The organism is Cytobacillus firmus (genome assembly GCF_023657595.1).
Taxonomy (GTDB): Bacteria; Bacillota; Bacilli; order Bacillales; family Cytobacillaceae; genus Cytobacillus; species Cytobacillus firmus_B.
In genome coordinates, this window is sequence record NZ_CP098323.1 from 4,320,638 (window position 1) to 4,346,128 (window position 25,491).

Sequence of the window (25,491 nt, forward strand, 5' to 3'; positions counted from 1 at the left end):
TTTGCTCCCCTTTCCTGTTATCAGGAAATGCAGCATCCGTTCTCTAGCGGTTCCTCTATTATAGCAAAATTGCGTGCCCCTCTCAACGAGGAGCCTTGCCGGGAAGGAAAGAGAGAGCCTTTAAGGCCCTCCCGCTTTTACCTCTTCTTTTTCTTCCGCTTTGCTTTTGGCGCATTTTCGTAATGCTTTTTCTCTTTTTTCTTTCTTGGACCGCCTGAACTGTTTCCTTTGCCCTGATCAGACTTCCCTCTGCGCGGCTTTTTCTCGGTGCTGCCAGTCTTGAACACTTTTGGCGCTTCCCGAGTTTCCCGTCTGCGGGTGCCCTTCATGCCGACGATTTCAAAATCAATCGAGCGTTCGTCTTTGTTTACATTAACGACACGGACTGTAATCTCGTCGCCGATGCGGTAGACATTGCCTGTACGCTCCCCGATCATCGCCATCTGGCGCTCGTCATAGCGGTAATAATCGTCTGTCATATAGCTGACATGGATAAGTCCTTCAATCGTGTTTGGAAGCTCGACAAACATGCCAAAGTTTGTAACAGAGCTGATGATCCCATCATATTCCTCGCCGATTTTGTCAGCCATATATTCCGCTTTCTTCAGTTCATCTGTTTCGCGTTCTGCTTCAACTGCACGGCGCTCCATATTGGAAGAGTGCTCAGCAATATCAGGCAGCTGTACATTCCATTTTTCCCTTGTCGCCTGATCCAGCTTGCCTTCAATTAAGTAGGTGCGGATAAGTCTGTGGACAATTAAGTCCGGGTAACGGCGGATCGGTGATGTGAAGTGTGTGTAAAACTCTGTTGATAACCCGAAGTGCCCAAGGCTCTCTTCAAAGTATTTCGCCTGCTGCATAGAGCGCAGCATCACTGTGCTGACAACCATTTCTTCCGGTTTTCCCTGAACCTCTTCGATGATTTCCTGAAGGGCCCGCGGGTGAACGGAATTGGCTGTTCCTTTTACGATATAGCCAAAGTTGGTGATAAACTCGAAGAATCTTCTAAGCTTATCTTCCTTCGGATCTTCATGGATACGGTAAATGAACGGTACATCCATCCAATGGAAGTGCTCAGCAACAGTTTCATTGGCTGCGAGCATAAACTCTTCAATCAGGCGCTCTGCAATCGAGCGTTCGCGCAATGCGACTTCTGTCGGGTTGCCCTCTTCATCCACAATGACCTTCGCTTCTTTAAAATCAAAGTCGATGGCTCCGCGATGCATTCTCTTTTTACGGAGAATTAGAGAAAGCTCCTTCATCAGTTCGAACATCGGCACAAGCGGTTGGTATCTGTTGATAAGTTCTTCGTCCTGCTCTTCTAAAATCTTATTCACATCTGAATAAGTCATTCGTTCCGTTGTTTTAATCACACTCTGGAAAATCTCGTGATTCACTACTTCTCCATCCGATGTGATTTCCATCTCACAAGAAAGGGTAAGCCGGTCCACTTTTGGATTCAATGAGCAAATGCCATTTGATAAGCGATGCGGGATCATCGGGATAACCCGGTCCACTAAATACACAGAGGTTGCCCGCTCTTCCGCTTCCCTGTCAATCGGGGAATCCTCACGGACATAGTATGTGACATCGGCAATATGAACGCCAAGCTTGTAATTGCCGTTATCCATTTTTTTAACCATTACTGCATCATCAAGATCCTTTGCATCCGCACCGTCTATTGTGACAATAACTTCATTTCTCAAATCACGGCGGTTTTCAAGCTCACTTGGATCAATCGTATCCGGCGTTTCTTCAGCCTGCTTAAGCACCTCATCAGGAAACTCAAGCGGAAGGCCATGCTTGTGAATAACAGAGAGAATATCCACACCGGGGTCGTTTTTATGCCCAAGTATGTCAATAACTTCTCCTTCTGCACTCTTTCTGCCTTCTGGATAAGTGGTCAGTTTTACAACGACCTTATGCCCTTCAACTGCACCTTTTGATGCTGCTTTGGGGATAAAAATATCGCTGGCAAACTTTTTATCATCCGGGATCACAAATCCAAAGTGCTTGCTTTCCGTATACGTTCCAACAATTTGTGTCACACCGCGCTCTAAGATGCGGACAATCGTGCCTTCCCGCCTCTGGCCGGAACTCTCAGACGTCACACGCGCGAGAACGATATCTCCATTTAAGGCATTATTTGTTTCATTGGGCGGGATAAATATATCATCCATTCCCTGCTCTTCCGGAATGACAAAGGCAAATCCCTTTGCATGGCCGGAAAGCTTCCCGCGGATCAGGTTCATTTTTTCAGGCAGGCCATAGCGATTGCTTCTCGTTCTGACAACAAGCCCTTTTTCCTCCATGACAACAAGCGCCTTAACGAAATCTTTGAAGCCTGTGGAATCCTCAATTCCAAATGCGGCTTCCAGCTCCTGGACCGTCAATGGCTTATAGGCTTCATCCTTCATATAATGAAGCAGCTTGTCGATCAGCTGTTGTATATTATTTTCCATATCTTCATCCCTCCTCAGGGAGATTTTCTTTTGTTATTATTCTTCCCAATCAAGCTTTTCTAAAAACTCATATACATCTTCATGCAGCTGGTCACGCTCTTTATCAAGAGTAATGACGTGCCCGGATTCTTCGTACCACTTGAGCTTCTTTAAGTCATTCTCCACTTCATTGAAAATGATGTTAGCGCTGTCCGTGTTGATCATATGGTCATGTCGTGCCTGTACAACAAATGTCGGGGAGTAAATCATATCCACATGATTGCGTACATCCGCGATCAGCTCCTGTAGTGCCTTTAATGTATTCATCGGTGTTTTTTGGAACTCTTCCATTTCCTGCTCAATTTGGTCTTCCGTCTTTCCTTCAAGTCTCTTATATTCTCTTGCGTAGCTCAGAATTCCTTCATACATGACTTCTTCGCTTTTTATGTACATAGGTGCGCACATCGGGACAATACCCTTTACAGGTACAGTGTAACCCAATTTAAGGGAAAATACGCCGCCAAGTGAAAGTCCGGCCACTGCAATTTCTTTATGTCCCTTATTTTTCAGAAATCCGTACCCTTCCATTACATCTTTCCACCAGTCTTCCGGGCCTGTATGAACAAGCTCTTCGGGCGGAACCCCATGTCCTTTATATTGCGGCGCATGGCAGGTGTAGCCCTTTGTTTCGAGAAACCTTGCCATCATTCTGACATCTGCTGTATTTCCGGTAAACCCATGCAGCAGCAGGACTGCTCTGTTTCCATTTCCAAATGTAAACGGTTTTGGTGCAACAACTCTCATTGATAAAACTCCTTTTACCTTATGATTCCTATAATTTTATTAATCAAACGTTTGATTGAATCTGCATTCCTTATTTTTAGCAAACAGCGGGGGAACATGCCAATAAAAAGCTTTCTTAAGCGAAAACAGCCGAAGAAAAATAAAAGCCTGACCTTCTGAAGGCCAGGCGCTGCGTTCATTTATATCGCAAAATAAGAAACTAAAACAGTAAGTACAAAGAACAAGACAGAAAGAACAACCGTGATGCGGTGAAGAACCAGATCAATACCGCGTGCTTTTTGCTTTCCAAAAAGCTGCTCTGCTCCTCCTGAAATGGCACCGGAAAGACCTGCGCTTTTACCAGATTGAAGGAGTACAACTACAATAAGACCAATCGAAACAATGACTAAAAGGGTAATCAATAATGTATGCATGAAGCCACCTCCTGAAAACGTACAATCACATTATTCTTAATTTATCACATTATGGTGGTATTCACAATAAGATTTTGGCAGGACCTGTTAGCTGGAAGGACTTTTATAGCTGTTCAGAGAATTTATATTGTGAAAGGACTGATGCCTGTGATAGTAAAAGAACGAAAGGTTCCTGATTTTATAAGAAGTATGGAGGTACTGTTGAGAAGGCTGCCAGGAACACATTCGAAAAGAGCATTAATTGAAAATGATCTAATCAAGCGGAGGGCTGGTTTTCGTGGAGAAGAAGCCGTAGATTATTTCTTAAAAGATTTAGCCGAGTTCATGATTCTGAAGGATATTCGGCTTTCCAACGGATACGGCGGCTTCTATCAAATCGATGTGCTACTACTATGTTCAAACTTCCTTATTATCCTCGAAATTAAGAACATCTCCGGTACTATTTATTTTGACCCCACATTTAATCAGCTGATCCAGAGCAAGCATGAGAATGAAAGAGGGTTTCTTGATCCCTTGATACAAGCTGAAAGACAGCAAAAGGAACTTGCAAAATTGTTGGCTGATAGAAAGATTCGCACACCCATTGAGTACCTTGTTGTAATCAGCAATCCGTCTACTGTTATCAAGACTTCCTCTTATCACAAAATGGCCTTAGAAAAGGTGCTGCATGCGAGCCATTTGAGAGAAAGGATAGAAAAGCTAAAAGTGAAATATCCAGAAGAGAAATTAACATACAGAGAGATCAGAAAGTTAAGCAGAGCTATTATTAAAGAACACACTCCTGCTAATTACAATGTTCTGAAATACTATGACATAGATATAAAAGAGATTATTACCGGGATTCAATGTCCGGCATGCAGCAGATTTTCAATGAAAAGGGTGCGGGGCACCTGGAAATGCAGCAGTTGCCAATCTGCTGATAAGGAAGCACATATTAGAACCCTCCATGATTACCTCCTTTTAATCAGTTCCTCCATAACGAATCAGCAATTTCGGGAATTCACCCATCTATCCTCCTCAAATATTGCAAAAAAGCTGCTTACTGGAATGAAACTTCCCTATTCAGGTTCATTTAAGGACAGAAGCTACCAATTATCTGCCGATTTTTTTGAAGGACTTCATTTTACCGGCCGAAAATGAATATTTACCGGCCAATTTTTAATATTTACCGGCCAAATCTGGAAAAATACCGGCCAAACTGCCCCTTTTACCGGCCAAGCCAAAAAAACAGCCGCCCCACCCGGGACGGCTGCACAAGCAAGATTACTTGCTCAAGTTATAGAAAGATTTTAAGCCATCGTATACAGCTAAATCGCCAAGCTCGTCTTCGATGCGAAGAAGCTGGTTGTATTTCGCGATACGGTCTGTACGGGACATTGAACCAGTTTTGATCTGGCCAGCGTTTGTTGCAACAGCGATGTCAGCGATTGTAGCATCTTCTGTTTCACCTGAACGGTGGGATACTACTGCAGTGTAGCCGGCACGCTTCGCCATTTCGATTGCTTCGAAAGTTTCTGTTAATGTACCGATTTGGTTTACTTTGATCAGGATTGAGTTGCCTACGCCCTGCTCAATTCCTTGAGCAAGCTTCTTAGTGTTTGTAACGAACAAGTCGTCACCAACAAGCTGAACTTTTCCGCCGATGCGGTCAGTTAATAGCTTATGGCCTTCCCAGTCGTTTTCGTCAAGACCATCTTCAATTGAGATGATAGGGAACTCGTTTACAAGCTCTTCGTAGAAGTTAACCATATCTTCTGAAGTTAAGCCAGTGCGGCCTTCGCCTGCAAGATCGTATTTGCCAGTTTCTTTGTTGTAGAACTCAGAAGAAGCAACGTCCATTGCAAGGTAAATGTCTTTGCCAGCTTCGTAGCCAGCGTTAGAGATCGCTTCAATGATAACTTCAAGAGCTTCACGGTTAGAACCAAGGTTTGGAGCGAATCCGCCTTCGTCACCTACAGCAGTGTTAAGACCTTTGCCAGATAAAACTTTTTTCAATGAATGGAATACTTCAGCACCCATGCGGATGGCTTCCTTGAAAGTAGGCGCTCCTACAGGCATGATCATGAATTCCTGGAAGTCCACGTTGTTGTCAGCGTGAGATCCGCCGTTGATGATGTTCATCATTGGTGTTGGAAGCTGCTTCGCATTGAAGCCGCCAAGGTAACGGTATAAAGGAAGTCCTACAGACTCAGCAGCCGCGTGTGCACAAGCCATGGATACGCCAAGGATGGCGTTTGCGCCAAGCTTTCCTTTGTTTTCAGTTCCATCTAACGCGATCATTGTGCGGTCGATGCCAACCTGGTCTGTTACATCCAAACCAATTACAGCTTCTGCAATCAGGTTGTTCACGTTGTCTACCGCTTTTTGAACACCTTTTCCAAGATAGCGGGACTTGTCGCCGTCACGAAGTTCTACTGCTTCGTGCTCGCCAGTTGATGCTCCAGAAGGAACAATCGCGCGTCCAAAGAATCCTGATTCTGTTAAAACTTCAACTTCAACTGTTGGGTTACCGCGGGAATCCAATACTTCACGTGCATATACTTGTTCGATAAATGGCATAGTAATTCTCTCCTTTATGATAAAAAATTGTAATCGACAAAATTCGGGTGGTGCCTGTCACCAGTTATTTTTTCAGTAATGAGGTTCCTGTCATTTCAGCCGGTTTTTCCAGTCCAAGCAGGTCCAGAACTGTTGGAGCAAGGTCTCCTAAGATTCCGTCTGTACGGAGTTCTGCGCCATCTTGTGTGACGATGACTGGAACCGGGTTTGTTGTGTGGGCAGTCATCGGGCTTCCTTCTAACGTAACAACTTCATCGGCATTTCCGTGGTCAGCTGTGATGATCGCTTTTCCGCCTTTTGAAATAATCAGATCAACAATTTTGCCAAGGCATTCGTCAACCGTTTCAACCGCCTTAATCGTTGGCTCAAGCATGCCTGAGTGCCCTACCATGTCCGGGTTGGCAAAGTTCAGGATGATCGCATCGAAATTGTCAGCTTCCACTTCCTTCAGCAACGCGTCCGTCACTTCATAAGCACTCATTTCAGGCTTAAGGTCATAGGTAGCTACTTTCGGTGAGTCGATCAGGATCCGTTCTTCACCAGGGAATTTCTCTTCACGCCCGCCGCTCATAAAGAACGTTACATGAGGGTATTTCTCTGTTTCAGCAATGCGGAGCTGTGTTTTTCCGTTTTGCGCTAAAACCTCACCAAGGGTATTATCAAGGTTCGTCGGTTTGAACGCAACATATCCGTCAACCGTTTCACTGAAGTGGGTCAAACAAACGAAGAACAAGTTCTCAGGATGTCCAGGCCCTCTATCAAAGGAACGGAAGTCTTTATTTGTAAACGTGTTCGAAATCTGAATTGCCCGGTCCGGACGGAAGTTATAGAAAATAACTGCATCATCCTTCTTAATCGTTGCAACCGGCTTCCCATCTTCTGCAGTAATGACCGATGGAATGACGAACTCATCAAAGATACCATTTTTATAGTTATCTTCAACTAAATCCAATGGATCGTTGTATGCAGGGCCATCACCATAGACCATGGAACGGTAAGACTTTTCAACACGCTCCCAGCGTTTGTCCCGGTCCATGGAATAGTAGCGTCCGGAAATGGTCGCAAATTCGCCGACTCCGTATTCTTTCATTTTTTCCTGCGCTTCTTTAATATAGCCTGCTGCCGTTTGCGGGCCAACATCACGTCCATCCAGGAATCCATGAACATAGACATTCTTCACGCCTTCCTCAGCAGCCATGCGAAGCAGCGCAAATAAGTGCTGAATATGGCTGTGAACGCCTCCATCTGACAGAAGTCCCATCAAATGAAGATCCGTGCCTTTCTTTTTCACATGGTCAATCGCAGAACGGAACGTTTCGTTTTTCTCAAACTGTCCTTCACGAATAGCCACGTTCACTCTTGTTAAACTCTGATATACAATCCGGCCTGCGCCGATGTTTAAGTGTCCTACTTCCGAGTTTCCCATTTGCCCTTCCGGAAGACCTACTGCTTCGCCGCTCGCGGTCAGTGTTGCGTTAGGGTAGGTGTTCCAGTAACGTTCGAAGTTTGGCTTCTTTGCCTGAGCAACGGCATTTCCCATCCGCTCGCCCCGCAATGCGAAACCATCTAAGATGATTAATGCAACTGGAGATTTACTCATTCTTGCCTGCCTCCAATAATTGAAGAAAGTCTGTAGGCTGTAAGCTGGCGCCGCCTACAAGAGCTCCATCAATATCAGGCTGGCTCATATATTCTTTAATGTTTGCAGGCTTTACGCTGCCGCCGTACTGAATGCGGACTGCATCTGCCGCAGCCTGTGAAAATTGCTTAGCCACGACTGAACGGATATGTGCACATACCTCATTCGCATCTGCAGATGTTGAAGATTTGCCAGTTCCGATTGCCCAGATTGGCTCATACGCAATAACAGTCTGCTTTACCTGCTCTTCAGTTAAGCCATTTAGGGCCTTCTCAACCTGTGAGCCTACAAGATCCATTGTTTCGCCGTTTTCCCGCTGTTCTAGCGATTCACCGACACAAACGATTGGAGTTAAGTTGTATTTGAATGCAGCCAAGGTCTTTTTATTAACAGCCTCATCTGTCTCATTGAACATTTCACGGCGTTCTGAATGACCAAGAATTACGTATTTCACGCCAAGATCTTCAAGTGCCACAGGGCTGATTTCGCCTGTAAAAGCGCCGTTTTCTTCAAAGTGCATATTCTGTGCGCCGATTTCAACATCTGAATCCTTTGAGTTTTCAACCAGGCGCTCAAGGAATAAGGCAGGAGCACATACAACTGTATCTACCTGCTCTTTCCCAGGAACTAATCCGTTAATTTCTTCAAGAAAGACTTTCGCTTCCGGAAGTGTTTTATGCATTTTCCAGTTTCCTGCAATAATTGGTTTACGCATGTTGCACGTCCTTTCATGCATTTTTATTAGTGTCATATATTCGACAGATTTCGGGTGGTGCCTGTCACCAAAATTATTTATCGTTTAAAGCAACTACGCCAGGCAGGGCTTTTCCTTCCATAAACTCAAGGGAAGCGCCGCCGCCTGTTGAGATATGGCTCATACGGTCAGCAAGGTGGAATTTTTCAACTGCAGCTGCAGAATCACCGCCGCCAATGACTGAATATGTATCGTTTGCTTCTGCTAAAGCCTCAGCCACTGCTCTTGTGCCGCCTGCAAATTTATTTAATTCGAATACACCCATTGGTCCGTTCCAGATGACAAGCTTTGAATTCTGAATTACATCGCTGTAAATATCGCGCGTTTTAGGTCCGATATCAAGTGCTTCCCAATCAGAAGGAATTTCTTCGATTGCTACAGTTTTAATATTAGCCTCTTCAGAAAAATCGTCTGCTACCACGACATCAACAGGCATGTAGAAGTTCACGCCTTTTTCTTTCGCTTTTTCCATAAACGATTTGGCAAGGTCAATTTTATCTTCTTCTAATAGTGACTTTCCTACTTCATGGCCGTTTGCTTTTACAAATGTATAAGCCAGCCCTCCGCCAATGATCAGGTTGTCTACCTTTTCAAGAAGATTTTCGATTACGCCAATCTTATCTTTTACCTTTGCACCGCCAATAATAGCTGTAAATGGGCGTTCAGGATTTGAAAGAGCTTTTCCAAGTACATCAAGTTCTTTTTCCATTAAGAGTCCTGATACAGCAGGAAGATGATGAGCAATTCCTTCCGTTGAAGCATGTGCACGGTGTGCTGCTCCAAATGCATCATTCACATAGACATCTGCAAGCTCAGCAAAGGCCTTTGCAAGTTCAGGATCATTCTTTTCCTCGCCAGCATAGAAACGCACGTTTTCAAGAAGCATAACATCGCCTTCACTTAACGTGTCAACCAGCGCTTTTACAGAATCGCCATATGCTTCATCCGCCTTCTTCACTTCTTTGCCAAGAAGCTCGGACAAACGCTTTGCTACTGGTGTTAAGCGTAATTCTTCAACAACTGAACCCTTCGGACGGCCCAAATGGCTGGCTAAAATCACTTTTGCACCCTGGTTCATCAAGTATTCAATCGTTGGAAGAGCTGCTTTGATGCGAGTTTCATCTGTTACTTGTCCCTCTTTCATCGGAACGTTGAAATCAACCCGGCAGAAAACACGCTTACCCTTTAACTCCACATCTTTAACGCTTTTTTTGTTCATAGCAAAAGGACCTCCTTACCAGAAAAGCGGAAGCGCCTTGCCTGATGGCTCATAGACTAAAAGCCTCCAGGTTACGGAGCTAAGCACCATCCCGGTTAAATAGTTTTACTTAAAACAAAAGGGAGAGGGAATGTTTCCCTGCTCCCCTTTTACCCTTATCCATTATAGACGTTAGCGATTTGAATATCCAACAAGATGAGGTGTTTTTTCAGAGAAAAAATTCAGCTTGTGAATGCTTCGCAAAACGAATATTTTTGATTAAAGTCCCTTTTGAGCGATGTAGTCAACTAGGTCAACTACACGGTTAGAATAACCAGTTTCGTTGTCATACCAAGAGATTACTTTTACCATGTTGCCTTCCATAACCATTGTAGAAAGTGCATCGATTGTAGAAGATGCAGGGTTTCCGTTGTAGTCGCCAGATACTAATGGCTCTTCGCTGTAGGCAAGGATGCCTTTCAGGTCGCCTTCAGAAGCAGCTTTTAGAGCATTGTTTACATCTTCAGCAGTTACGTCTTTGTCAAGCTCAGCAACAAGGTCAACAAGAGAAACGTTTGGAGTTGGAACACGCATAGCCCCACCGTTCAATTTGCCTTTTAGTTCAGGCAATACTAGAGATACTGCTTTTGCAGCTCCAGTAGTTGTAGGAATAATGTTTTCCGCTGCTGCACGTGCACGGCGGTAGTCCTTGTGAGGCAAGTCAAGGATTTGCTGGTCATTTGTGTATGAGTGAACAGTTGTCATCATACCGCGTTTGATTCCGAAGCTGTCGTTCAATACTTTTGCAAATGGAGCCAAGCAGTTTGTTGTACAAGAAGCGTTAGAGATTACATGATGGTTTGCAGCATCATATTTCTCATGGTTAACACCCATGACAACTGTGATATCTTCGTCAGATGCAGGAGCTGAGATGATTACTTTCTTAGCACCAGCTTCAAGATGTTTCGCAGCGTCAGCACGCTTTGTGAAGCGTCCAGTAGATTCTACTACTACTTCTACACCAAGATCTCCCCATCCTAATTGAGCAGGATCGCGCTCTGCAATAACTTTTACTTTATGGCCGCCAACAACAAGATAATCGCCGTCAACAGTTACTTCTTCATTTAGAGTTCCGTGTACGGAATCATATTTCAAAAGGTGTGCAAGCATGTTTGCATCTGTAAGGTCATTTACTGCTACAACCTCTACGTTAGGGTTATTAAGAGCTGCACGGAAAACAACGCGCCCGATTCTTCCAAATCCGTTAATACCAACTTTAACTGCCATGATTATTTCCTCCTTGAAAAGGTAATTTTATATTTGAAAAGGGATTACCCTTTTATCAACTGTTTTGCTGCACCTTCATCTGTCACTAGTATGGTAGAAGATGGTGCACGTTTCATGTATGCAGCGATGGCTTTAGCCTTTGTGGAGCCGCCTGCCACTGCAATGACATGTTCAATTTGTGATAGGTCATCCAGCTGAAGGCCGATGGTCTGAACCTTATGTACAACCTCGCCGCCTTCGTTGAAGTAATAGCCAAATGATTCACCGACTGCTTTGGCTTGCTTGATTTTAATCAAATCTTCTTCACTGGTTTTGCGGCGTTCCGCCATTGTAATAGCGTCCCCAATCCCGTGCAAAACCATGCTTGCCGATTTGATCTGGGTGATTACTTCTTTAATATTGGGTTCTTTAATAATGCTTTCATACATCTCCCTGCTTACCTGGTCCGGCACATACAGGACGCGGTGCCTGGAATCTGTATGGTCAGCCATTTTGGCACATATGGTGTTAGCCTGGTTTTTAACATCCTCGCCTATTCCGCCACGTGCCGGCACAAACAGCCAATCGCGTTCAGCAAGATCAGGAGTAAGCATCTCCGCTACGGCTGCCATTGTGGACCCGCCGGTAACTGCGATGATATTTTTTCCTTTGAGCCTTGATTTCATACACATTGCTGTGGCTCTGCCAAGCTCCTGCTTCACCCATGGAGATTCATCGCTGTTTCCTGAAACAATGATCGCCTGGCGAATGCCAAGCTTTCGGGATAATTCCTGCTCCATTACGGCTATACCCGAAATATCTCTCATTATTCCTTCAAGAGCTTCGAGTAATTCAGTACCATCGGAAGAGAGACTCATTCCTGTACTTGAAATGCGAATCAGGTTCTGGTCTTTTAGAAATTCAACCTCACTTCTCAGCACTCTTTCCGTCAAACCCATACTGACTGCAAGGCTTCTTCTTCCAACCGGCTCCATCAGCCCTATGTAATGAAGTATCCCATAGCGCTTCTGCATAACTGCAAGCATATCAGGCAATAATCTTTTTTGAATATCAATTAGTGAGTACATCCGGAAAGCTCCTTCATCATATGTGGTCATTTTTTGTCCCGCATAGACATATTATGTCCCACTTACCGTAAAAAAAATCACCCTTGCTTCTCCTCAATAATAGCAAGAGTGAGTATTGAAATCAACTGATAAAACTCAGTTTTTTTCTGTAAGCGCTTCACTTACGGTAATGGGGTCAATATGCCCGAATTGCACTTCACGCCCATTAATTTCAACAACTGGAATCATGAGTCCGTACTTCTCAGTCAGGTCATCGCTTTCATCAATATCTTTCTCAATTAACTTAAATTCATATTCTTTCTTTAAATCCATTAACACACTCTTTGCTTTATCACACAGCGGGCATCTGCTGCGCGTATAAAACACTAGCTCAGGCTGTTTCAATCAGCAAATCTCCTTTGTCAGTCATACCTTTTCCGTTTGGATGATGACGGGATGCCCAGCTGATCCCGATATTTCGCAATCGTCCTTCTGCTGACAACCATCCCCTCCTTTTCCTTCAGCAGCTTCACAAGCTCCTGATCGGATAAAGGCTTTTGTTTATTTTCTTTTTCTATCATTTTACCAATAATCGTCTTGACCTGCTGTGAAGACGTATTTTCATCAGAAGTCGTTTTGATCGTACTGGAGAAGAACGATCTCAGCTCATATGTCCCAAATGGCGTTTGCGCATATTTTTCCCGGACAGCCCTGCTTACTGTTGATTCATGAATATCGAGTTCATCTGATATTTCCTTCATTGTCATCGGCTTCAGATATGCAGGCCCTTTAATGAAAAAGTCCTGCTGCTTTTCAACGATTTTAAGAGTCACATTCGCAAGTGTCTCTTTCCTCTGCTCAATGCTTCTTATAATCCATTGATAATCCTGCTGCTTTTCCTGCAGGAAGCGGCTGACATTTCGATCACCACTTGCCGAAAACTTTTTAAAATAAGGTTCATTAAAACTAATTTTAGGTAGCACTTCATCAAACACGCTGACGGAAAAAGAGCTGCCATCCCACTGAATAATCACGTCCGGTGTTATATAAGCGGATTTTTCACTTTGGAAGGATGAAGCCGGCCTTGGATTCAGGGTCTGAACAAGATCGAATACTGCCTGAATGTCTTTAAGCTCCACACCGAGCTGTTTTGCAATTTCCTTCCATTTCTTCTCGGCAAAAAGGGTAAAGTATTCATCTATAATGATTTCAGCCAGTTCATTTTCTTCCGGCAATCTCTTGATCTGCAGGGACAGGCACTCCTGAAGATTCCTTGCGCCAACGCCAGCAGGCTCGAGTTCCTGAAGCTCTTCAAGCATCTGCTCCACTTTCTCAAGGGGCATCTTAAGAGCATCAGCTGACGCCTTTAGATCCGCCCGGAAGTAACCGTTTTCATCAAGGCTATCAATAAGATGCTCAATCACTTTTTGGTCATCCCTGTTTAATTTCAAATGAAGCTGCGATTTCAAATATTCATCAAGCAGCATGGTCTTTCCGCAGCCAATCTGCTCAATCCAATTTATTTTATCTTTTTCGGCTTTTATCCTTGTCGGTTTGACACGGTCATAACGGGGATCCATCGTCTGGACATGACCGGACTCTACTTTTAAAAGGGGATTTTCAAGCGCCTTGCTTTCCAGGAAAGCAGAAAGCTCCTGTGTGCTGTATTGCAGAAGGGCAATCGCCTGCGTCAGCTCCTGTGTCATTGTTAATTTCATTGTCTGCTGCTGCCATAACCCAGCTTTCAAATTCATCGTACATTCCCCCTGTCCCCATTTTACAATATTCACAGAAAATGTTGTATGGAAATATCCTGGCAATCCCCAATTGCACCGGCACTTCTTTCTGAATACTTCACAATATGCATGGCTGAGTGGGGAATATTCATTCTTTATGGTGAAACGTGCGGATTTTATGGATTTTTTTGAAATTAAGTCTTCTATTTAGGAAGTTTATTAACTTTATTTGCGGATAGAGGAATTTTATTTGCGGGTATGGCCCATTTACTTGCGGAGAAACTTTTTTATATACGGATCGGCTGGATTCATTAGCGGAGAGCGTAAAAAGTAAAAACTCCCTGTCCATATCAGACAAAGAGTTTTGCTAGCGCCCTCGGCAGGAATCGAACCCACATCTTAAGAACCGGAATCTCACGTGCTATCCGTTGCACCACGAGGGCATAGATTTTATTAATTGGCTGACCAAGCGCTCAGCCGCTACGATAACTAATTATATGCTATGTTTAATCACTTTGCAAGCCTCCTTTTAGTTTTAAAAGTCGGAACAATGGGTATCATGGAATGAGATAGAGCATCACAGAAAAAAGTGTCGAACGAATCAGGGGCTATTTCCATGCGATTCGTTTGACCTTAATTGACCATCAGTGTATCATGATAATACATAGCAGTTAAAAAATTTTCTTTACTTGGAAGAACATGCTTGTTCATCTTGTATGTTGACCTTATCTTGAAGGAGGAATTGGAAAATGAACTTAATCCCTACAGTTATTGAACAAACAAATCGCGGGGAGCGTGCTTATGATATTTACTCCCGCCTTTTAAAAGACCGCATCATTATGCTCGGAAGCGGAATTGATGATAATGTGGCAAACTCCATTGTTGCCCAGCTGTTATTCCTTGAAGCAGAAAACCCTGAAAAGGACATTTCCATTTACATTAATAGCCCTGGCGGAAGCATTACAGCTGGTATGGCTATTTATGATACGATGCAATTCATTAAGCCAAAGGTACAAACCATTTGTATCGGTATGGCTGCATCCATGGGTGCATTCCTTCTTGCAGCGGGTGAAAAAGGAAAGCGTTTTGCTCTTCCAAACGCTGAGGTTATGATTCACCAGCCACTTGGCGGTGCACAGGGACAGGCGACTGAAATTGAAATCGCTGCAAAGCGCATTCTTTTCCTGCGCGAAAAATTAAACACGATCCTTTCAGAGCGTACTGGACAGCCGCTTGAAGTCATCGCAAAAGATACAGACCGCGATAACTTTATGACAGCTGAACGAGCTCTTGAATACGGTTTGGTTGACCAAATCATTTCCAGAAACTCTCTAGATGAGAAGAAGGATAATTAAAAGACATAAAAAACAACTCGCATCTTCCCGATGCGAGTTGTTTTAGTTTTCCTTCTGAATATAATTTGCCAGCGCTTCGAGAGCTTCGTTTTCGTCGTTCCCCTCAGCCTTCAGGGTAATGACTGATCCTGAGCTTACAGCCAGGCTCATTAGCCCCATAATGCTTTTCGCATTTACCTTCTTTCCATCCTTCTCCAGGAAAATATCGGATGAAAATCGATTGGCCTCTTGTACGAACAACGCTGCCGGACGGGCCTGCAATCCTGTCTTCAGCTTAACTTCTACCTGTTTTTCTGCCATTGTATATCTCCTCCCTGCTGATGCCTCCATTAGTGAGCATCTATGGTGCTGCCTGCTCTGAGTTTTTCAGCAATTTCATCTATTTTTCTTAATCGGTGATTAATGCCTGATTTGCTGATATTTCCGCCTGAGACCATTTCCCCAAGCTCTTTTAAGGTGACATCCTGGTATGCTACACGCAATTCGGCTATTTCCCTCAGTTTGTCGGGCAAAACCTGAAGTCCAACCGTCTGGTCAATAAACCGGATATTCTCCACTTGCCGCAAGGCCGCCCCGATGGTTTTGTTTAAGTTCGCTGTTTCACAATTCACGAGCCGATTGACCGAGTTTCTCATATCGCGGACAATCCGGATATCTTCAAACCGGAGCAGAGATGCATGTGCCCCGACAATATTCAGGAATTCCGTTATTTTTTCGGCTTCCTTTAAATACGTGATATAGCCTTTTTTCCGTTCAAGCGTTTTGCTGTTCAGCCCGAACGTATTCATCAGTTCACAAAGGGAGTCGTTATGCTCCTTGTAAAGTGAAGCGATCTCCAGATGATAGGAGGAGGTTTCCGGATTATTAACCGATCCCCCGGCAAGGAATGCACCGCGCAGATAAGAACGCTTACAGCATTTCTTTTTTATGAGCTCTTTGGAGATATCGTGTGTAAATACGAATCCCTCACTTAAAATTTTCAGGTCATCAAGAATCATGCTGGCCTGTTCCGACAGCCTGACAATATATACATTGTTCTTTTTCAGCCGCATTTTTTTCCGGACCAGGAGCTCGACCTGAACGCTGTAATTCCTTTTAATCAGCGTGTAAATCCTTCTTGCAATGGCTGCATTCTCCGTCTGAATATCAACGATCAATTTCCGGCTGGAAAAAGAAAGTGAACCATTCATCCGGATCAAGGCGGACAATTCCGCTTTGCCGCAGCAGTCTTTTAATTCCAGGTTCGTCAATTCTTTTTTCGTTTCCGAAGCGAAAGACATCCCTTCACCCCCTATCCGTAAAAGTGCTTAGCCAGAGACATATAAAAAGATATTCTTCACTGAGCAAACGTATGCACAGTTTATTTTTTTACTGGCAAAAGCCCTTTTACACCTTTATATTACGCGTTAAAACGCCTATTGGTTTCATGTAAAATTAAATTATAAAGCATTTGGGCAACCTCTTTTGTATCATGGCGTATGATCCCGCCTTCGTGGCTGACAATTTCACCGTGCATAATATCAAGGCCCAATTCGGCAAGAGCACCTGTATCATACACAACAGGCCTCGCCATTTCCTCGCTGTACCGCTCCTGAATATGGGCAGGAATTTCTTCATTGTTTACCAGGATGGTATTAATAAAAGCACAGCTCATATGATCATAAAGTGCTTTTACATGGTCACTTGCTGTATAATCGAGCGTCTCGCCTGCCTGTGTCATTAAATTGCATATATAGACTTTTTTTGCTTTCGATTGACAGACCTCACGTCCGAGCCTGGGAACAAGCAAGTTTGGAAGAATACTTGTATATAAGCTTCCAGGGCCAATTATGATCATGTCAGCCTGTCTGATTGCCTGCAGTGATTCAGGCAGGGCTTTAATATTTTTAGGAGTTAAAAATACCCGCTTGATTTTTTTGCCGGAATAAGGAATTTTTGATTCTCCCGATACGATAGTCCCGTCTTCCATTTCAGCGTGAAGGACCACACTCTGGTTCGCAGCCGGCAGCACCTTTCCCCTTACATTTAACACCTTGCTCATTTCCTGAATCGCATGAACAAAATTTCCTGTAATTGAGGTCATTGCCGCGAGAATTAAATTGCCAAGCGAGTGCCCGGACAATTCATTGGATGTCGCAAAGCGGTGCTGGAACATCTCCTCAATGAGCGGCTCTACGTCTGAAAGAGCGGCCAGCACATTGCGGATGTCACCGGGCGGCGGGATATGAAGATCATTTCGCAATCTTCCTGAGCTGCCGCCATCATCGGCTACTGTCACAATGGCAGTAATATCAACAGGGTACTGCTTCAGTCCCCTTAAGAGGACAGGCAGCCCCGTTCCTCCGCCGATGATGACGATTCTTGGCTGTCGGTTCATTTGATGTTTTCCTTTCTCCTGTCGATGTCACGGTGGGTGATTGCCGTATTGTAATCCTTGCTGAAGTAGTCTGCAATATATTCCGTCAGCGCTACCGAACGGTGCTGGCCTCCCGTACATCCAATTGCCACCACCAATTGAGCCTTCCCTTCCCGCTTATAATGCGGAAGCATAAAGCTCAGAAGCTCCGTAACCTTCTCAAGAAATTTACTGGTTTCCGTCCATTTCAGCACATAGCCTGAAACCTCTTCATCTAATCCTGTCTTCGGCCTCATATGTTCAATATAATGGGGATTCGGAAGGAACCGGACATCGAATACCAGGTCGGCATCAATTGGAATTCCATGCTTAAAGCCAAAAGACATGACGTTAACCGTAAATATGGTTTTTTTATTCAATGAGAATTCCGTAAGAATTTTCTCACGCAATTCCCTCGGTTTCATTTGTGACGTATTATAAATCAGCCGGGCCCTGCCTTTTAATTCCTCGAGCAGCTCCCGCTCAAGCTTGATGCCTTCAAGAGGCAATCCCGATGGTGCAAGGGGATGAAATCGTCTTGTTTCTTTATATCTTCTGACGAGTGTCGAATCATCCGCATCAAGATATAAAATTTGCGGAGTGACCCAGGATGTCTCGGACAATTCATCGAGCGCCTTAAACAGGTGGTCAAAAAACTCACGGCCGCGCAAATCCATCACCAATGCCACCTTATTCATTTTATTCCCGGATTCCTTCATAAGTTCAAGGAATTTAGGAAGCAGCGTCGGCGGCAAATTGTCTACACAGAAGAAGCCAAGATCTTCAAAGCTTTGGATGGCTACTGTTTTCCCTGCCCCTGACATTCCCGTAATAATCACCATTTGAGTATCATTAACTGCACCCGTACTCATTTTTGTTTCCCCCTGTATCTGTCAAATTCAGCTTGGATCCAGCCTGTAACTAAGTAATTCAAAATCCGGCGTATACGTAAATGTTCCATAAATCATTCCCTGGCCATGAATCATATACTCCAGAATATGCGAATCACCGGCAGCCATCGGCAGATTCTTTATCTCTGAAAACGGATGCCAGCGAAGCTTGCCTTCCTCTGATTCATCCAGGTTCAGCCCATCAGAAGCTGTAGCCAGAAAAGTAAACATCATCCACTCCTGTACAACCTTTTCGCCATCCTTCATGATGAACGTAAAAATGCCCTTAATATTCGGATTGCGCAGATAGATGCCTGTTTCTTCCCTGAACTCACGGATGCACGAGTCCCTCACTGATTCACCCGGCTCCATCTTTCCGCCCGGGGCCACCCACCAGCCTCTTCTGGGCTTTTGTAAAAGCAATACTTTATCGTCTTTCAGTAACACACAGTTCGTGACTCGCTGCAACACATTTCACCTCTAATTTCCAAAATCATACCGCTGCCGCCTTTTTCATAAAAGCAAAGGCTGGCTAACGTACTTTTCTTATTCTTTTCATTATACTATTTTTGTCTTAGAGCCACAATGAATACAGATTTCTAAAAAAATTATTCAAAACATACTGTATTTACGCAAAAAAAGAGCACAGGCATGGGCCTGTGCTTTAAAAAGGATTATATCTTTAAAAGGGGGTCAATTTCTATTCCTATACTACCCGATTTTTATTTCATCAAGGTTACAGGAGAATTAAAACCGCATGACTTTTTGTAAAACTTTTCAACCAGTGGCTATTTTTTCTAAAAATTATCTCTTCTCTTTCAGGCTTTCCATTAATTCTTCCACATAGTGCTGGGCGCTTTGGGCAGCGATGCTTCCATCACCTGTAGCTGTAACGATTTGGCGAAGAGATTTTTCGCGGATATCTCCTGCTGCAAAAATGCCTTCCACCTTTGTTTCCATTCTTTCGTTTGTTTCGATATAGCCATTGCTGTTCGTGATGCCAAGGCTTTCAAATGGCTTGGAAAGCGGAACCATGCCGATATAGATGAATACACCATCTGCCTTGAATTCTCTTTCTTCGCCGGTTTCAGCAGAAACAAGTGTTACGCTTCCCACTTTTCCGTCCTTATCGTTAACTTCCTTCACTGTCGTGTTCCAGATGAAGTCAATTTTGTCATTGTCGAACGCACGCTGCTGCAGGATCGCCTGCGCACGAAGCTGGTCCCGTCTATGAACGATAGTCACTTTAGAGGCGAAACGCGTCAAATATACGCCTTCCTCAACAGCAGAGTCACCGCCGCCGACAACCACAAGCTCTTTGCCTTTAAAGAATGCTCCATCACAGACTGCACAATAGGATACGCCGCGTCCGCCAAGCTCTTTCTCACCAGGAATACCAAGCTTTTTGTACTCGGCACCAGTAGAAATAATGACTGAGCGTGTTTTATATTGTTTCGATCCGGCAACAACCGTTTTGTATTCTTCGCCGTCAATGATTTCTTTAATATCTCCATACGCATATTCAGCGCCAAACTTCTTCGCATGATCGAACATTTTCGTGGATAAATCCGGCCCTAAAATATGGCCAAAACCAGGATAGTTTTCCACTTCTTCTGTATTGGCCATTTGCCCGCCCGGAACACCGCGTTCAATCATTAGAGTAGACAAATTTGCACGAGATGTATATACAGCAGCAGTCATCCCTGCCGGTCCTGCACCAGCGATAATGACATCATAAATTTTTTCTTCAGTCACAGCGATTCACTCCTTCAGTAATCAGAAATCCAGTAATTAATCAAACACTTTATAAGTACGCATATTATAGTATGACCTTCTTACTGTTATCCTATAAAATTGGCACGTGTTCCGTCCAAATATCTGCTCACTGAAGGCGGTCATTCACCGATTTTACATATTTACCCATCGTCGAAGCGGAAATGCCGTATCTTCCTGCAATCTTTGACTGGGAAACCTTTTCGTTCCGAAGCTTATGCCAGACATACTCAATGGCTGCAGCCCAGGCATTTTTGTTTTTAATATTCTGCCGGTTATTTGTCAATTCTGCAAAAATAGTAAACCACATTAAATAAAGTCCGGCTTCCACCGTGCCGATCGGGTGGAAGTTTTCATAAAACAGCTGGGCTGTTTCGTGCGCAGCCTGAACCTGGGCAGGCGCTTCCTGCTCAGTTTTAACGAATGAAAGGTACTCCTTCTCAACAGCTGAAAACTTATTGTTTTGTAAAATAGCTTCAGAGGTGAGGATTTCATCTCTTCTGCTGGATACGGATGTTAGGAAGAGGCCGAATAACCGCTCTTCAATATAGTCGCTTTCCAGCTTTTTTAATATCGAAGAGTAATGGTCTTCAAAGCCGCTGCTGGTTACTTTTTCATCATTCCAGGGCTCGAAGCCTTCTTTTTCCGGATTAATTTCAATTGCCTTCTTCCATGCTGATTTCGCCAGCTCTTCACGCCCGGTGAAATAGGCGGAATAGGATAGCCAGTAATAAAATGGTCCATCCCCTTCAAAGCCCTTCTTCTGAAGCTTGCGAAGCCATGCAAAGGAAGCCTCATACTCGCCGGTCAGAGCGAAAGTCGCACCCAGCTTGAACTGGTGTTCAACCGAAAGCGGCTTAATCTTTTTCAGAGCCTCTTTTAACAAGCGCACCTGCCGGAAATCCCGCTCGTAAAAAGCAAAGACCAGCTTGTTGCAAAGCGCATGAAGATTACCCGGATTTTCTTCCAGCACCTTCTCTAAAATATCTGACGCCTTTTGCACTTCTCCCAGGTAAAAATACGCCAGGGCCAAATTATTGTATGCGGACCAATACTCAGGATACTCATCAATAACAGAGTTCAGAATCTCAACCGCTTTTGGAAAATGGCCGGACTCCAGCAATTCCCGTGCATGTTCCTGCTTCGTAATCAAATCATCCTGCTCGTACAGCTCGTCATCCAGATCATCCGCTTCAAGCGTAAGAAGCTCCAGCAGATCCTCTGTATCTTCCGTAAACTCTCCATCCTGATCTAAATCCAGATACGTATTGGCATGTGTATAAGCATCTTTAAAAAGGCCCATATGAGCATAGTTGTTGGCAAGGAAATAATGGCATTCCGACATATCCTCATCAAGCTCTTCCAATATCATATGAAGCAGCTGATTCGACTCCTGATACTCACCCATTTCTGAATGAACAATTGCAAGCTGGCAGACAATCATCGGTTCACCCGGCTCAAGCTGCATAGCCCGCATTAAATATTTCTTCGCTTTATGAAAATCCCTGCGGTGGTACGCCTTAATCCCTTTGGAAAAATAGTACTCACCATTCGGGATAAATGACAGTAACTTTCCCTTTTGGTGTCTAGCTTTAGAGTCTTTACTCATGAAATCCTCCATAAATGTTAGTAACTAAAGTAGTATATCACACGAACAAGCCTATGGAGAAGGGAAGAAATGACAATACTATTTTTAAGCGGGATTTTTTATTGGAAATCTTATCACGGTTATGTTTTAAAGGTTTATTGCGTTGATTTAGCGGTGATGGTGTTTACTTCGGAGATTAAGCGGCAGTTTGGCTGAGGAAATCTATTAATCGTCTGGATATAATGAGGAGACCTCTTTTGATATTTTATAGAAGCATAAGATGTCAGCTTTCTTGAAATTTATTTTATGTATCATCTTTAGTAAGTGAGGATTGGGAATCCAGCTGCTGAAATAAACATGGTGACAGCCTGGAGGACTGGCGGTTCCCAACTTGGGCTCCAGCAGTCAGCAGTGAGGCTGCCACCACGTACAATAAGAATTTTGGAATAAAAAAATGGAAAGTGTTCTTTGTTTCCGGCTATATTTCTCTTAAATTGCCTTCTTGCCTTTTGAATTCCTTTCTTTCGCTTTCTCTTCCCAGAAATCTGCACCTTTAATGCCAAGCTTAACAGGATCGAAGACTGGTTCAATGCCTGCTTTCTTCTGTTCTTCATAATCTTTAAATACTTTTAAGGCTGTTTTAGTCAGGAAAAGAATAGCGACTAAGTTAAGCCAGGCCATGCTTCCGAATCCAAAGTCTCCGAGCGCCCATAATAGGGATGCATTTTCGACACTTCCCAAGTAGATCATTCCTAAGAAAACAATCATCAAGCCTGCTTTAAGTCCTTTTAGCCTTCTCTTTCTGCCAAGGTAAACAAGGGTTGTTTCAGAAATATAGTAGTAAGCCATCAGAGTTGTAAAGGCAAAGAAGAAGATAGCAATTGCAACAAACAAACCGCCAAATCCAGGGATAACGCTCTCAACGGCCGCCTGTGTCCACATTGGTCCAGCTTCTACACCCTGGATATTTTCAACAATCGGCTGCTTTCCTTCTGGTGTAACGCTGTACATGCCGGTAATTAAAATCATAAGTGCAGTAGCTGTACAAACAATGAGGGTATCAATATAAACAGAGAACGCTTGAACAAGACCTTGTTTTGCCGGATGGGATACATCTGCTGCGGCTGAACTATAAGTTCCTTCCCCTACACCAGCAACGTTAGAGAATACGGCTCTCTTAACGCCCCATGCAATCGCTGCACCGATTATACCGCCGAACATTTCGTTTGCACCAAATGCACTGGAAATAATCAGCCAAAGCATTGCTGGAATTTCTGCTGCATTTGCAAATAAAAGAACAAAGGTGATAACCACATACCCTAAGGCCATAAAAGGGACAACTTTTTCCGCAACATTGGCAATTCGCTTAACGCCGCCAAAAATAATGATGCCAAGTAATACAACAAGAATGATTCCAGTGATGCTTTTATTGAGACCAATGGTATTTTCAAATCCAACAGCAATTGTATTGGCCTGTATACCTGGAACTAAAATTCCGTAGCAGAGGGTAACAACAATCGCCACAAACACCGCGAACCATTTCATATTTAAACCTTTTTCAATAAAATAAGGAGTTCCGCCCCGGTATTGATTACCATCTTTTACTTTATAGATTTGAGCAAGAGTGGATTCAATAAAGGAACTTGCTCCTCCTAATAAAGCCATGATCCACATCCAGAAAACCGCTCCCGGACCGCCAAAGGCAATTGCAGTAGCAACCCCGGCGATATTTCCAATACCGACACGGCCGGCTAAAGCCATTGAAAACGCCTGGAAAGAGGACACACCGGATTCTGGGTTACCCTTTTCAAAAAGAAGTTTAATCATTTCCTTAAAATATCTAAATTGCACAAAGCGTGTCATAATGGAAAAGAACAATCCAGCTCCAAGCGCGAAAGCTACCAATCCAAGACTCCAAACCATCCCCGACGCTTTATTCACTAATTCCTCCATCTTATCCCACCTTTTTATACTTTAAGTAGATAGTTCCATCTCTTTCAATCTGTAATATTAGTAATATTCAGATAAATATAGACAGAATGGGACAAAACGCTGTCCCACTCCCATCAATCCGTGCACAGTTTGTCCCATTGGTCCTTATAAAAACTCATCATGCTTGATGTTAACAAATACACTTTTCACTTCCGTATAGTTTTGCAGGCCATACTCTCCACCCATTTCGCGGCCGATTCCTGATTGTTTGTAGCCGCCGAAAGGCATTGTTTCCCATTCAAGTCCAAAATCATTAATCCAGACTGTACCTGATTGCAGCTTGCTTGCAATGTAATGCCCCTTTTTCATACTTTCTGTCCAGACACTTGCAGCTAAACCATAGTCACTATCGTTCGCCCGTTTAATGACCTCATCAATCGTATCGAAAACGAAAATGGACATGACTGGACCAAATATTTCTTCACGTGCAATAACCATATGATCTTGTACATCTGCAAAAATGGTTGGCTGTACAAAATATCCTTTTTCAAATCCTTTATTCCCGCCTGCCACAAGTCGCGCCCCTTCTTCCTTCCCTTGTTCTATATAATTAAGAACAGTTCGATGCTGTTTGGCTGACACAAGCGGGCCCATTTCCGTTTCAGGGTTCATTCCATCTCCCAGCTTCATTGCTTTCGCCCGTTCTGCTAAGGCTTTTACTACATGATCATATATGTTTCTCTGGACAAATACACGAGTACAGGCACTGCAGTTTTGCCCATGATTGTACATCGTTCCGTTAAATACCCCTTCAATTGCTTCCTCAAGATTAGCATCTTCTAAAACAATGGCTGGCGATTTTCCGCCAAGCTCCAGCGTAACACCTTTAATTTGATCTGCAGCTTTTATCATTACTTCTTTTCCGACAGCCGTTGATCCTGTGAATGCTATCTTATCGACATTTTTATGTGCAGTAATCGCTTCTCCCGCAATCCTGCCCGTTCCCGGCACAATATTCACAACACCATCCGGGAACCCTGCTTCTTTAAATAGCTTACCTGCGTAGAGAAGAGATAATGGTGTCTCAGTTGCCGGTTTAATCACAACCGTACATCCGACTGCAAGTGCAGCACCGAGCTTCCAGGCAGCCATGGCGAGCGGGAAGTTCCATGGAATAATTTGGCCTACAACCCCAACCGGTTCGTGTACCGTATAGGTTACATAGTTCTTTGAAACCTGAGTTGTCTTGCCAAATATTTTTGTGGCCCAGCCTGCGTAATATCTAAAATGCTGGATTGTTCCGTCAACATCATCTGCCAAAGCGACCCTGCAGGGCTTTCCGTTATCCAATGATTCCAGTTGAGCGAGTTCTTCCCGATTTTCTTCTAAGAGATCCGCAAATTTATAGATTAGATGAGAGCGTTCAGCGGCATCCATCTTTGTCCATTCGCCTTCATCAAATGCTTTTCTTGCAGCAGCTACCGCAGCGTTAATATCTTCCTCTTGCGCTTCACTTACTTCTGCAATGACCTCTTCGTTTGCAGGATTAACGACGGGAAACGTTTTACCGCTAAGCGCCGGTACATAGCTGCCGTTAATGTATAATCCTTTCACACCTTCAAGGAATTCTTGAACTTTTGGTTTCAGATTGTAATTTATTGCTTGCATGTTCTCACTCCTT

General features: G+C 43.8%; 22 protein-coding genes and 1 tRNA gene. 2 read left to right on the plus strand and 21 right to left on the minus strand.

Annotation, left to right across the window (positions count from 1 at the left end):
• Positions 1-137: 137 nt before the first annotated feature.
• The 3 genes from rnr to secG form a co-directional block, all read right to left on the minus strand.
• Positions 138-2,462: a ribonuclease R gene (gene rnr, locus NAF01_RS21860; RefSeq protein ID WP_197218491.1), complete on the minus strand. Its 2,325-nt coding sequence runs from the start codon at positions 2,460-2,462 to the stop codon at positions 138-140.
• A 36-nt stretch (positions 2,463-2,498) separates the two neighbouring features.
• A complete protein-coding gene (locus tag NAF01_RS21865; protein WP_250801120.1) occupies positions 2,499-3,245 on the minus strand; it encodes an alpha/beta hydrolase in 747 nt (248 codons plus the stop codon).
• Positions 3,246-3,424: 179 nt separating this feature from the next.
• On the minus strand, positions 3,425-3,658 hold the full coding sequence (gene secG, locus NAF01_RS21870; RefSeq protein WP_035329304.1) for a preprotein translocase subunit SecG: 234 nt from the start codon (positions 3,656-3,658) through the stop codon (positions 3,425-3,427).
• 201 nt (positions 3,659-3,859) lie between these two features.
• Between secG and NAF01_RS21875 the strand changes: the two genes are divergently transcribed.
• The gene (locus NAF01_RS21875) at positions 3,860-4,798 is read left to right on the plus strand and encodes a nuclease-related domain-containing protein (protein WP_250801121.1); all 939 of its coding nucleotides are present in this window, start codon (positions 3,860-3,862) and stop codon (positions 4,796-4,798) included.
• 123 nt (positions 4,799-4,921) lie between these two features.
• On the opposite strand, the gene eno is transcribed toward NAF01_RS21875, so the two are convergent.
• The 9 genes from eno to NAF01_RS21920 all read right to left on the minus strand — a co-directional run bounded on the left by eno (position 4,922) and on the right by NAF01_RS21920 (position 14,320).
• Positions 4,922-6,217, minus strand: a complete 1,296-nt coding sequence (gene eno, locus NAF01_RS21880; RefSeq protein WP_048008419.1) for a phosphopyruvate hydratase — start codon at positions 6,215-6,217, stop codon at positions 4,922-4,924.
• Between the two features lie 64 nt (positions 6,218-6,281).
• Positions 6,282-7,817: a 2,3-bisphosphoglycerate-independent phosphoglycerate mutase gene (gene gpmI, locus NAF01_RS21885; RefSeq protein ID WP_197218485.1), complete on the minus strand. Its 1,536-nt coding sequence runs from the start codon at positions 7,815-7,817 to the stop codon at positions 6,282-6,284.
• Entirely contained in the window at positions 7,810-8,571 is a 762-nt protein-coding gene (tpiA, locus tag NAF01_RS21890) for a triose-phosphate isomerase (RefSeq protein ID WP_035329301.1), read from the minus strand. The genes gpmI and tpiA overlap by 8 nt, the downstream gene beginning before the upstream one ends.
• 73 nt (positions 8,572-8,644) lie before the next feature.
• Positions 8,645-9,829 (minus strand): phosphoglycerate kinase, encoded by a 1,185-nt coding sequence (locus NAF01_RS21895; protein WP_035329300.1) that lies wholly within the window; start codon positions 9,827-9,829, stop codon positions 8,645-8,647.
• A 258-nt stretch (positions 9,830-10,087) separates the two neighbouring features.
• Entirely contained in the window at positions 10,088-11,095 is a 1,008-nt protein-coding gene (gap, locus tag NAF01_RS21900; protein WP_048008417.1) for a type I glyceraldehyde-3-phosphate dehydrogenase, read from the minus strand.
• A 44-nt stretch (positions 11,096-11,139) separates the two neighbouring features.
• Entirely contained in the window at positions 11,140-12,162 is a 1,023-nt protein-coding gene (locus NAF01_RS21905) for a sugar-binding transcriptional regulator (RefSeq protein ID WP_250801122.1), read from the minus strand.
• Positions 12,163-12,297: 135 nt separating this feature from the next.
• Positions 12,298-12,546, minus strand: coding sequence for a glutaredoxin family protein (locus tag NAF01_RS21910; RefSeq protein WP_082138925.1), 249 nt, complete (start codon positions 12,544-12,546; stop codon positions 12,298-12,300).
• Positions 12,547-12,563: 17 nt separating this feature from the next.
• Positions 12,564-13,895, minus strand: a complete 1,332-nt coding sequence (gene rpoN / locus NAF01_RS21915) for an RNA polymerase factor sigma-54 (RefSeq protein WP_048008416.1) — start codon at positions 13,893-13,895, stop codon at positions 12,564-12,566.
• Between the two features lie 353 nt (positions 13,896-14,248).
• Positions 14,249-14,320 (minus strand) — tRNA-Arg (locus NAF01_RS21920).
• A gap of 306 nt (positions 14,321-14,626) precedes the next feature.
• On the opposite strand from NAF01_RS21920, the gene clpP reads away from it, so the two are divergent.
• On the plus strand, positions 14,627-15,232 hold the full coding sequence (gene clpP / locus NAF01_RS21925) for an ATP-dependent Clp endopeptidase proteolytic subunit ClpP (RefSeq protein WP_197218472.1): 606 nt from the start codon (positions 14,627-14,629) through the stop codon (positions 15,230-15,232).
• Positions 15,233-15,274: 42 nt separating this feature from the next.
• On the opposite strand, the gene NAF01_RS21930 is transcribed toward clpP, so the two are convergent.
• From NAF01_RS21930 to NAF01_RS21970, 9 genes are all read right to left on the minus strand, one after another.
• Positions 15,275-15,532, minus strand: coding sequence for an HPr family phosphocarrier protein (locus tag NAF01_RS21930; RefSeq protein WP_009331822.1), 258 nt, complete (start codon positions 15,530-15,532; stop codon positions 15,275-15,277).
• A 29-nt stretch (positions 15,533-15,561) separates the two neighbouring features.
• On the minus strand, positions 15,562-16,512 hold the full coding sequence (whiA, locus tag NAF01_RS21935) for a DNA-binding protein WhiA (protein WP_048008414.1): 951 nt from the start codon (positions 16,510-16,512) through the stop codon (positions 15,562-15,564).
• 119 nt (positions 16,513-16,631) lie between these two features.
• Complete coding sequence (locus tag NAF01_RS21940) at positions 16,632-17,609, minus strand: gluconeogenesis factor YvcK family protein (protein WP_163142488.1); 978 nt, start codon at positions 17,607-17,609, stop codon at positions 16,632-16,634.
• Positions 17,606-18,499, minus strand: a complete 894-nt coding sequence (gene rapZ, locus NAF01_RS21945) for an RNase adapter RapZ (RefSeq protein WP_048008412.1) — start codon at positions 18,497-18,499, stop codon at positions 17,606-17,608. Before rapZ ends, NAF01_RS21940 begins: the two co-directional genes overlap by 4 nt.
• 27 nt (positions 18,500-18,526) lie before the next feature.
• Entirely contained in the window at positions 18,527-18,985 is a 459-nt protein-coding gene (locus tag NAF01_RS21950; RefSeq protein ID WP_035329286.1) for an 8-oxo-dGTP diphosphatase, read from the minus strand.
• A gap of 336 nt (positions 18,986-19,321) precedes the next feature.
• The gene (gene trxB, locus NAF01_RS21955; RefSeq protein ID WP_048008411.1) at positions 19,322-20,272 is read right to left on the minus strand and encodes a thioredoxin-disulfide reductase; all 951 of its coding nucleotides are present in this window, start codon (positions 20,270-20,272) and stop codon (positions 19,322-19,324) included.
• 127 nt (positions 20,273-20,399) lie between these two features.
• Positions 20,400-21,899 carry a tetratricopeptide repeat protein gene (locus tag NAF01_RS21960; protein WP_226618505.1) on the minus strand — a complete coding sequence of 500 codons (1,500 nt, stop codon included), beginning with the start codon at positions 21,897-21,899 and terminating at the stop codon, positions 20,400-20,402.
• Positions 21,900-22,367: 468 nt separating this feature from the next.
• On the minus strand, positions 22,368-23,831 hold the full coding sequence (locus tag NAF01_RS21965) for an alanine/glycine:cation symporter family protein (protein ID WP_226618506.1): 1,464 nt from the start codon (positions 23,829-23,831) through the stop codon (positions 22,368-22,370).
• A gap of 144 nt (positions 23,832-23,975) precedes the next feature.
• Positions 23,976-25,478, minus strand: a complete 1,503-nt coding sequence (locus tag NAF01_RS21970; RefSeq protein WP_250801123.1) for an aldehyde dehydrogenase family protein — start codon at positions 25,476-25,478, stop codon at positions 23,976-23,978.
• Between the last annotated feature and the right edge of the window lie 13 nt (positions 25,479-25,491).

Coding starts and splice junctions, on each gene's coding strand:
- whiA (WP_048008414.1), bottom strand. CDS start 16,512: ATGTCTTTCGCTTCGGAAACGAAAAAAGAATTGACGAACCTGGAATTA.
- gpmI (WP_197218485.1), bottom strand. CDS start 7,817: ATGAGTAAATCTCCAGTTGCATTAATCATCTTAGATGGTTTCGCATTG.
- NAF01_RS21905 (WP_250801122.1), bottom strand. CDS start 12,162: ATGTACTCACTAATTGATATTCAAAAAAGATTATTGCCTGATATGCTT.
- NAF01_RS21970 (WP_250801123.1), bottom strand. CDS start 25,478: ATGCAAGCAATAAATTACAATCTGAAACCAAAAGTTCAAGAATTCCTT.
- clpP (WP_197218472.1), top strand. CDS start 14,627: ATGAACTTAATCCCTACAGTTATTGAACAAACAAATCGCGGGGAGCGT.
- NAF01_RS21965 (WP_226618506.1), bottom strand. CDS start 23,831: ATGGAGGAATTAGTGAATAAAGCGTCGGGGATGGTTTGGAGTCTTGGA.
- NAF01_RS21895 (WP_035329300.1), bottom strand. CDS start 9,829: ATGAACAAAAAAAGCGTTAAAGATGTGGAGTTAAAGGGTAAGCGTGTT.
- secG (WP_035329304.1), bottom strand. CDS start 3,658: ATGCATACATTATTGATTACCCTTTTAGTCATTGTTTCGATTGGTCTT.
- rpoN (WP_048008416.1), bottom strand. CDS start 13,895: ATGAATTTGAAAGCTGGGTTATGGCAGCAGCAGACAATGAAATTAACA.
- eno (WP_048008419.1), bottom strand. CDS start 6,217: ATGCCATTTATCGAACAAGTATATGCACGTGAAGTATTGGATTCCCGC.
- NAF01_RS21930 (WP_009331822.1), bottom strand. CDS start 15,532: ATGGCAGAAAAACAGGTAGAAGTTAAGCTGAAGACAGGATTGCAGGCC.
- NAF01_RS21940 (WP_163142488.1), bottom strand. CDS start 17,609: ATGAACCGACAGCCAAGAATCGTCATCATCGGCGGAGGAACGGGGCTG.
- gap (WP_048008417.1), bottom strand. CDS start 11,095: ATGGCAGTTAAAGTTGGTATTAACGGATTTGGAAGAATCGGGCGCGTT.
- rapZ (WP_048008412.1), bottom strand. CDS start 18,499: ATGAGTACGGGTGCAGTTAATGATACTCAAATGGTGATTATTACGGGA.
- rnr (WP_197218491.1), bottom strand. CDS start 2,462: ATGGAAAATAATATACAACAGCTGATCGACAAGCTGCTTCATTATATG.
- NAF01_RS21865 (WP_250801120.1), bottom strand. CDS start 3,245: ATGAGAGTTGTTGCACCAAAACCGTTTACATTTGGAAATGGAAACAGA.
- NAF01_RS21960 (WP_226618505.1), bottom strand. CDS start 21,899: ATGAGTAAAGACTCTAAAGCTAGACACCAAAAGGGAAAGTTACTGTCA.
- tpiA (WP_035329301.1), bottom strand. CDS start 8,571: ATGCGTAAACCAATTATTGCAGGAAACTGGAAAATGCATAAAACACTT.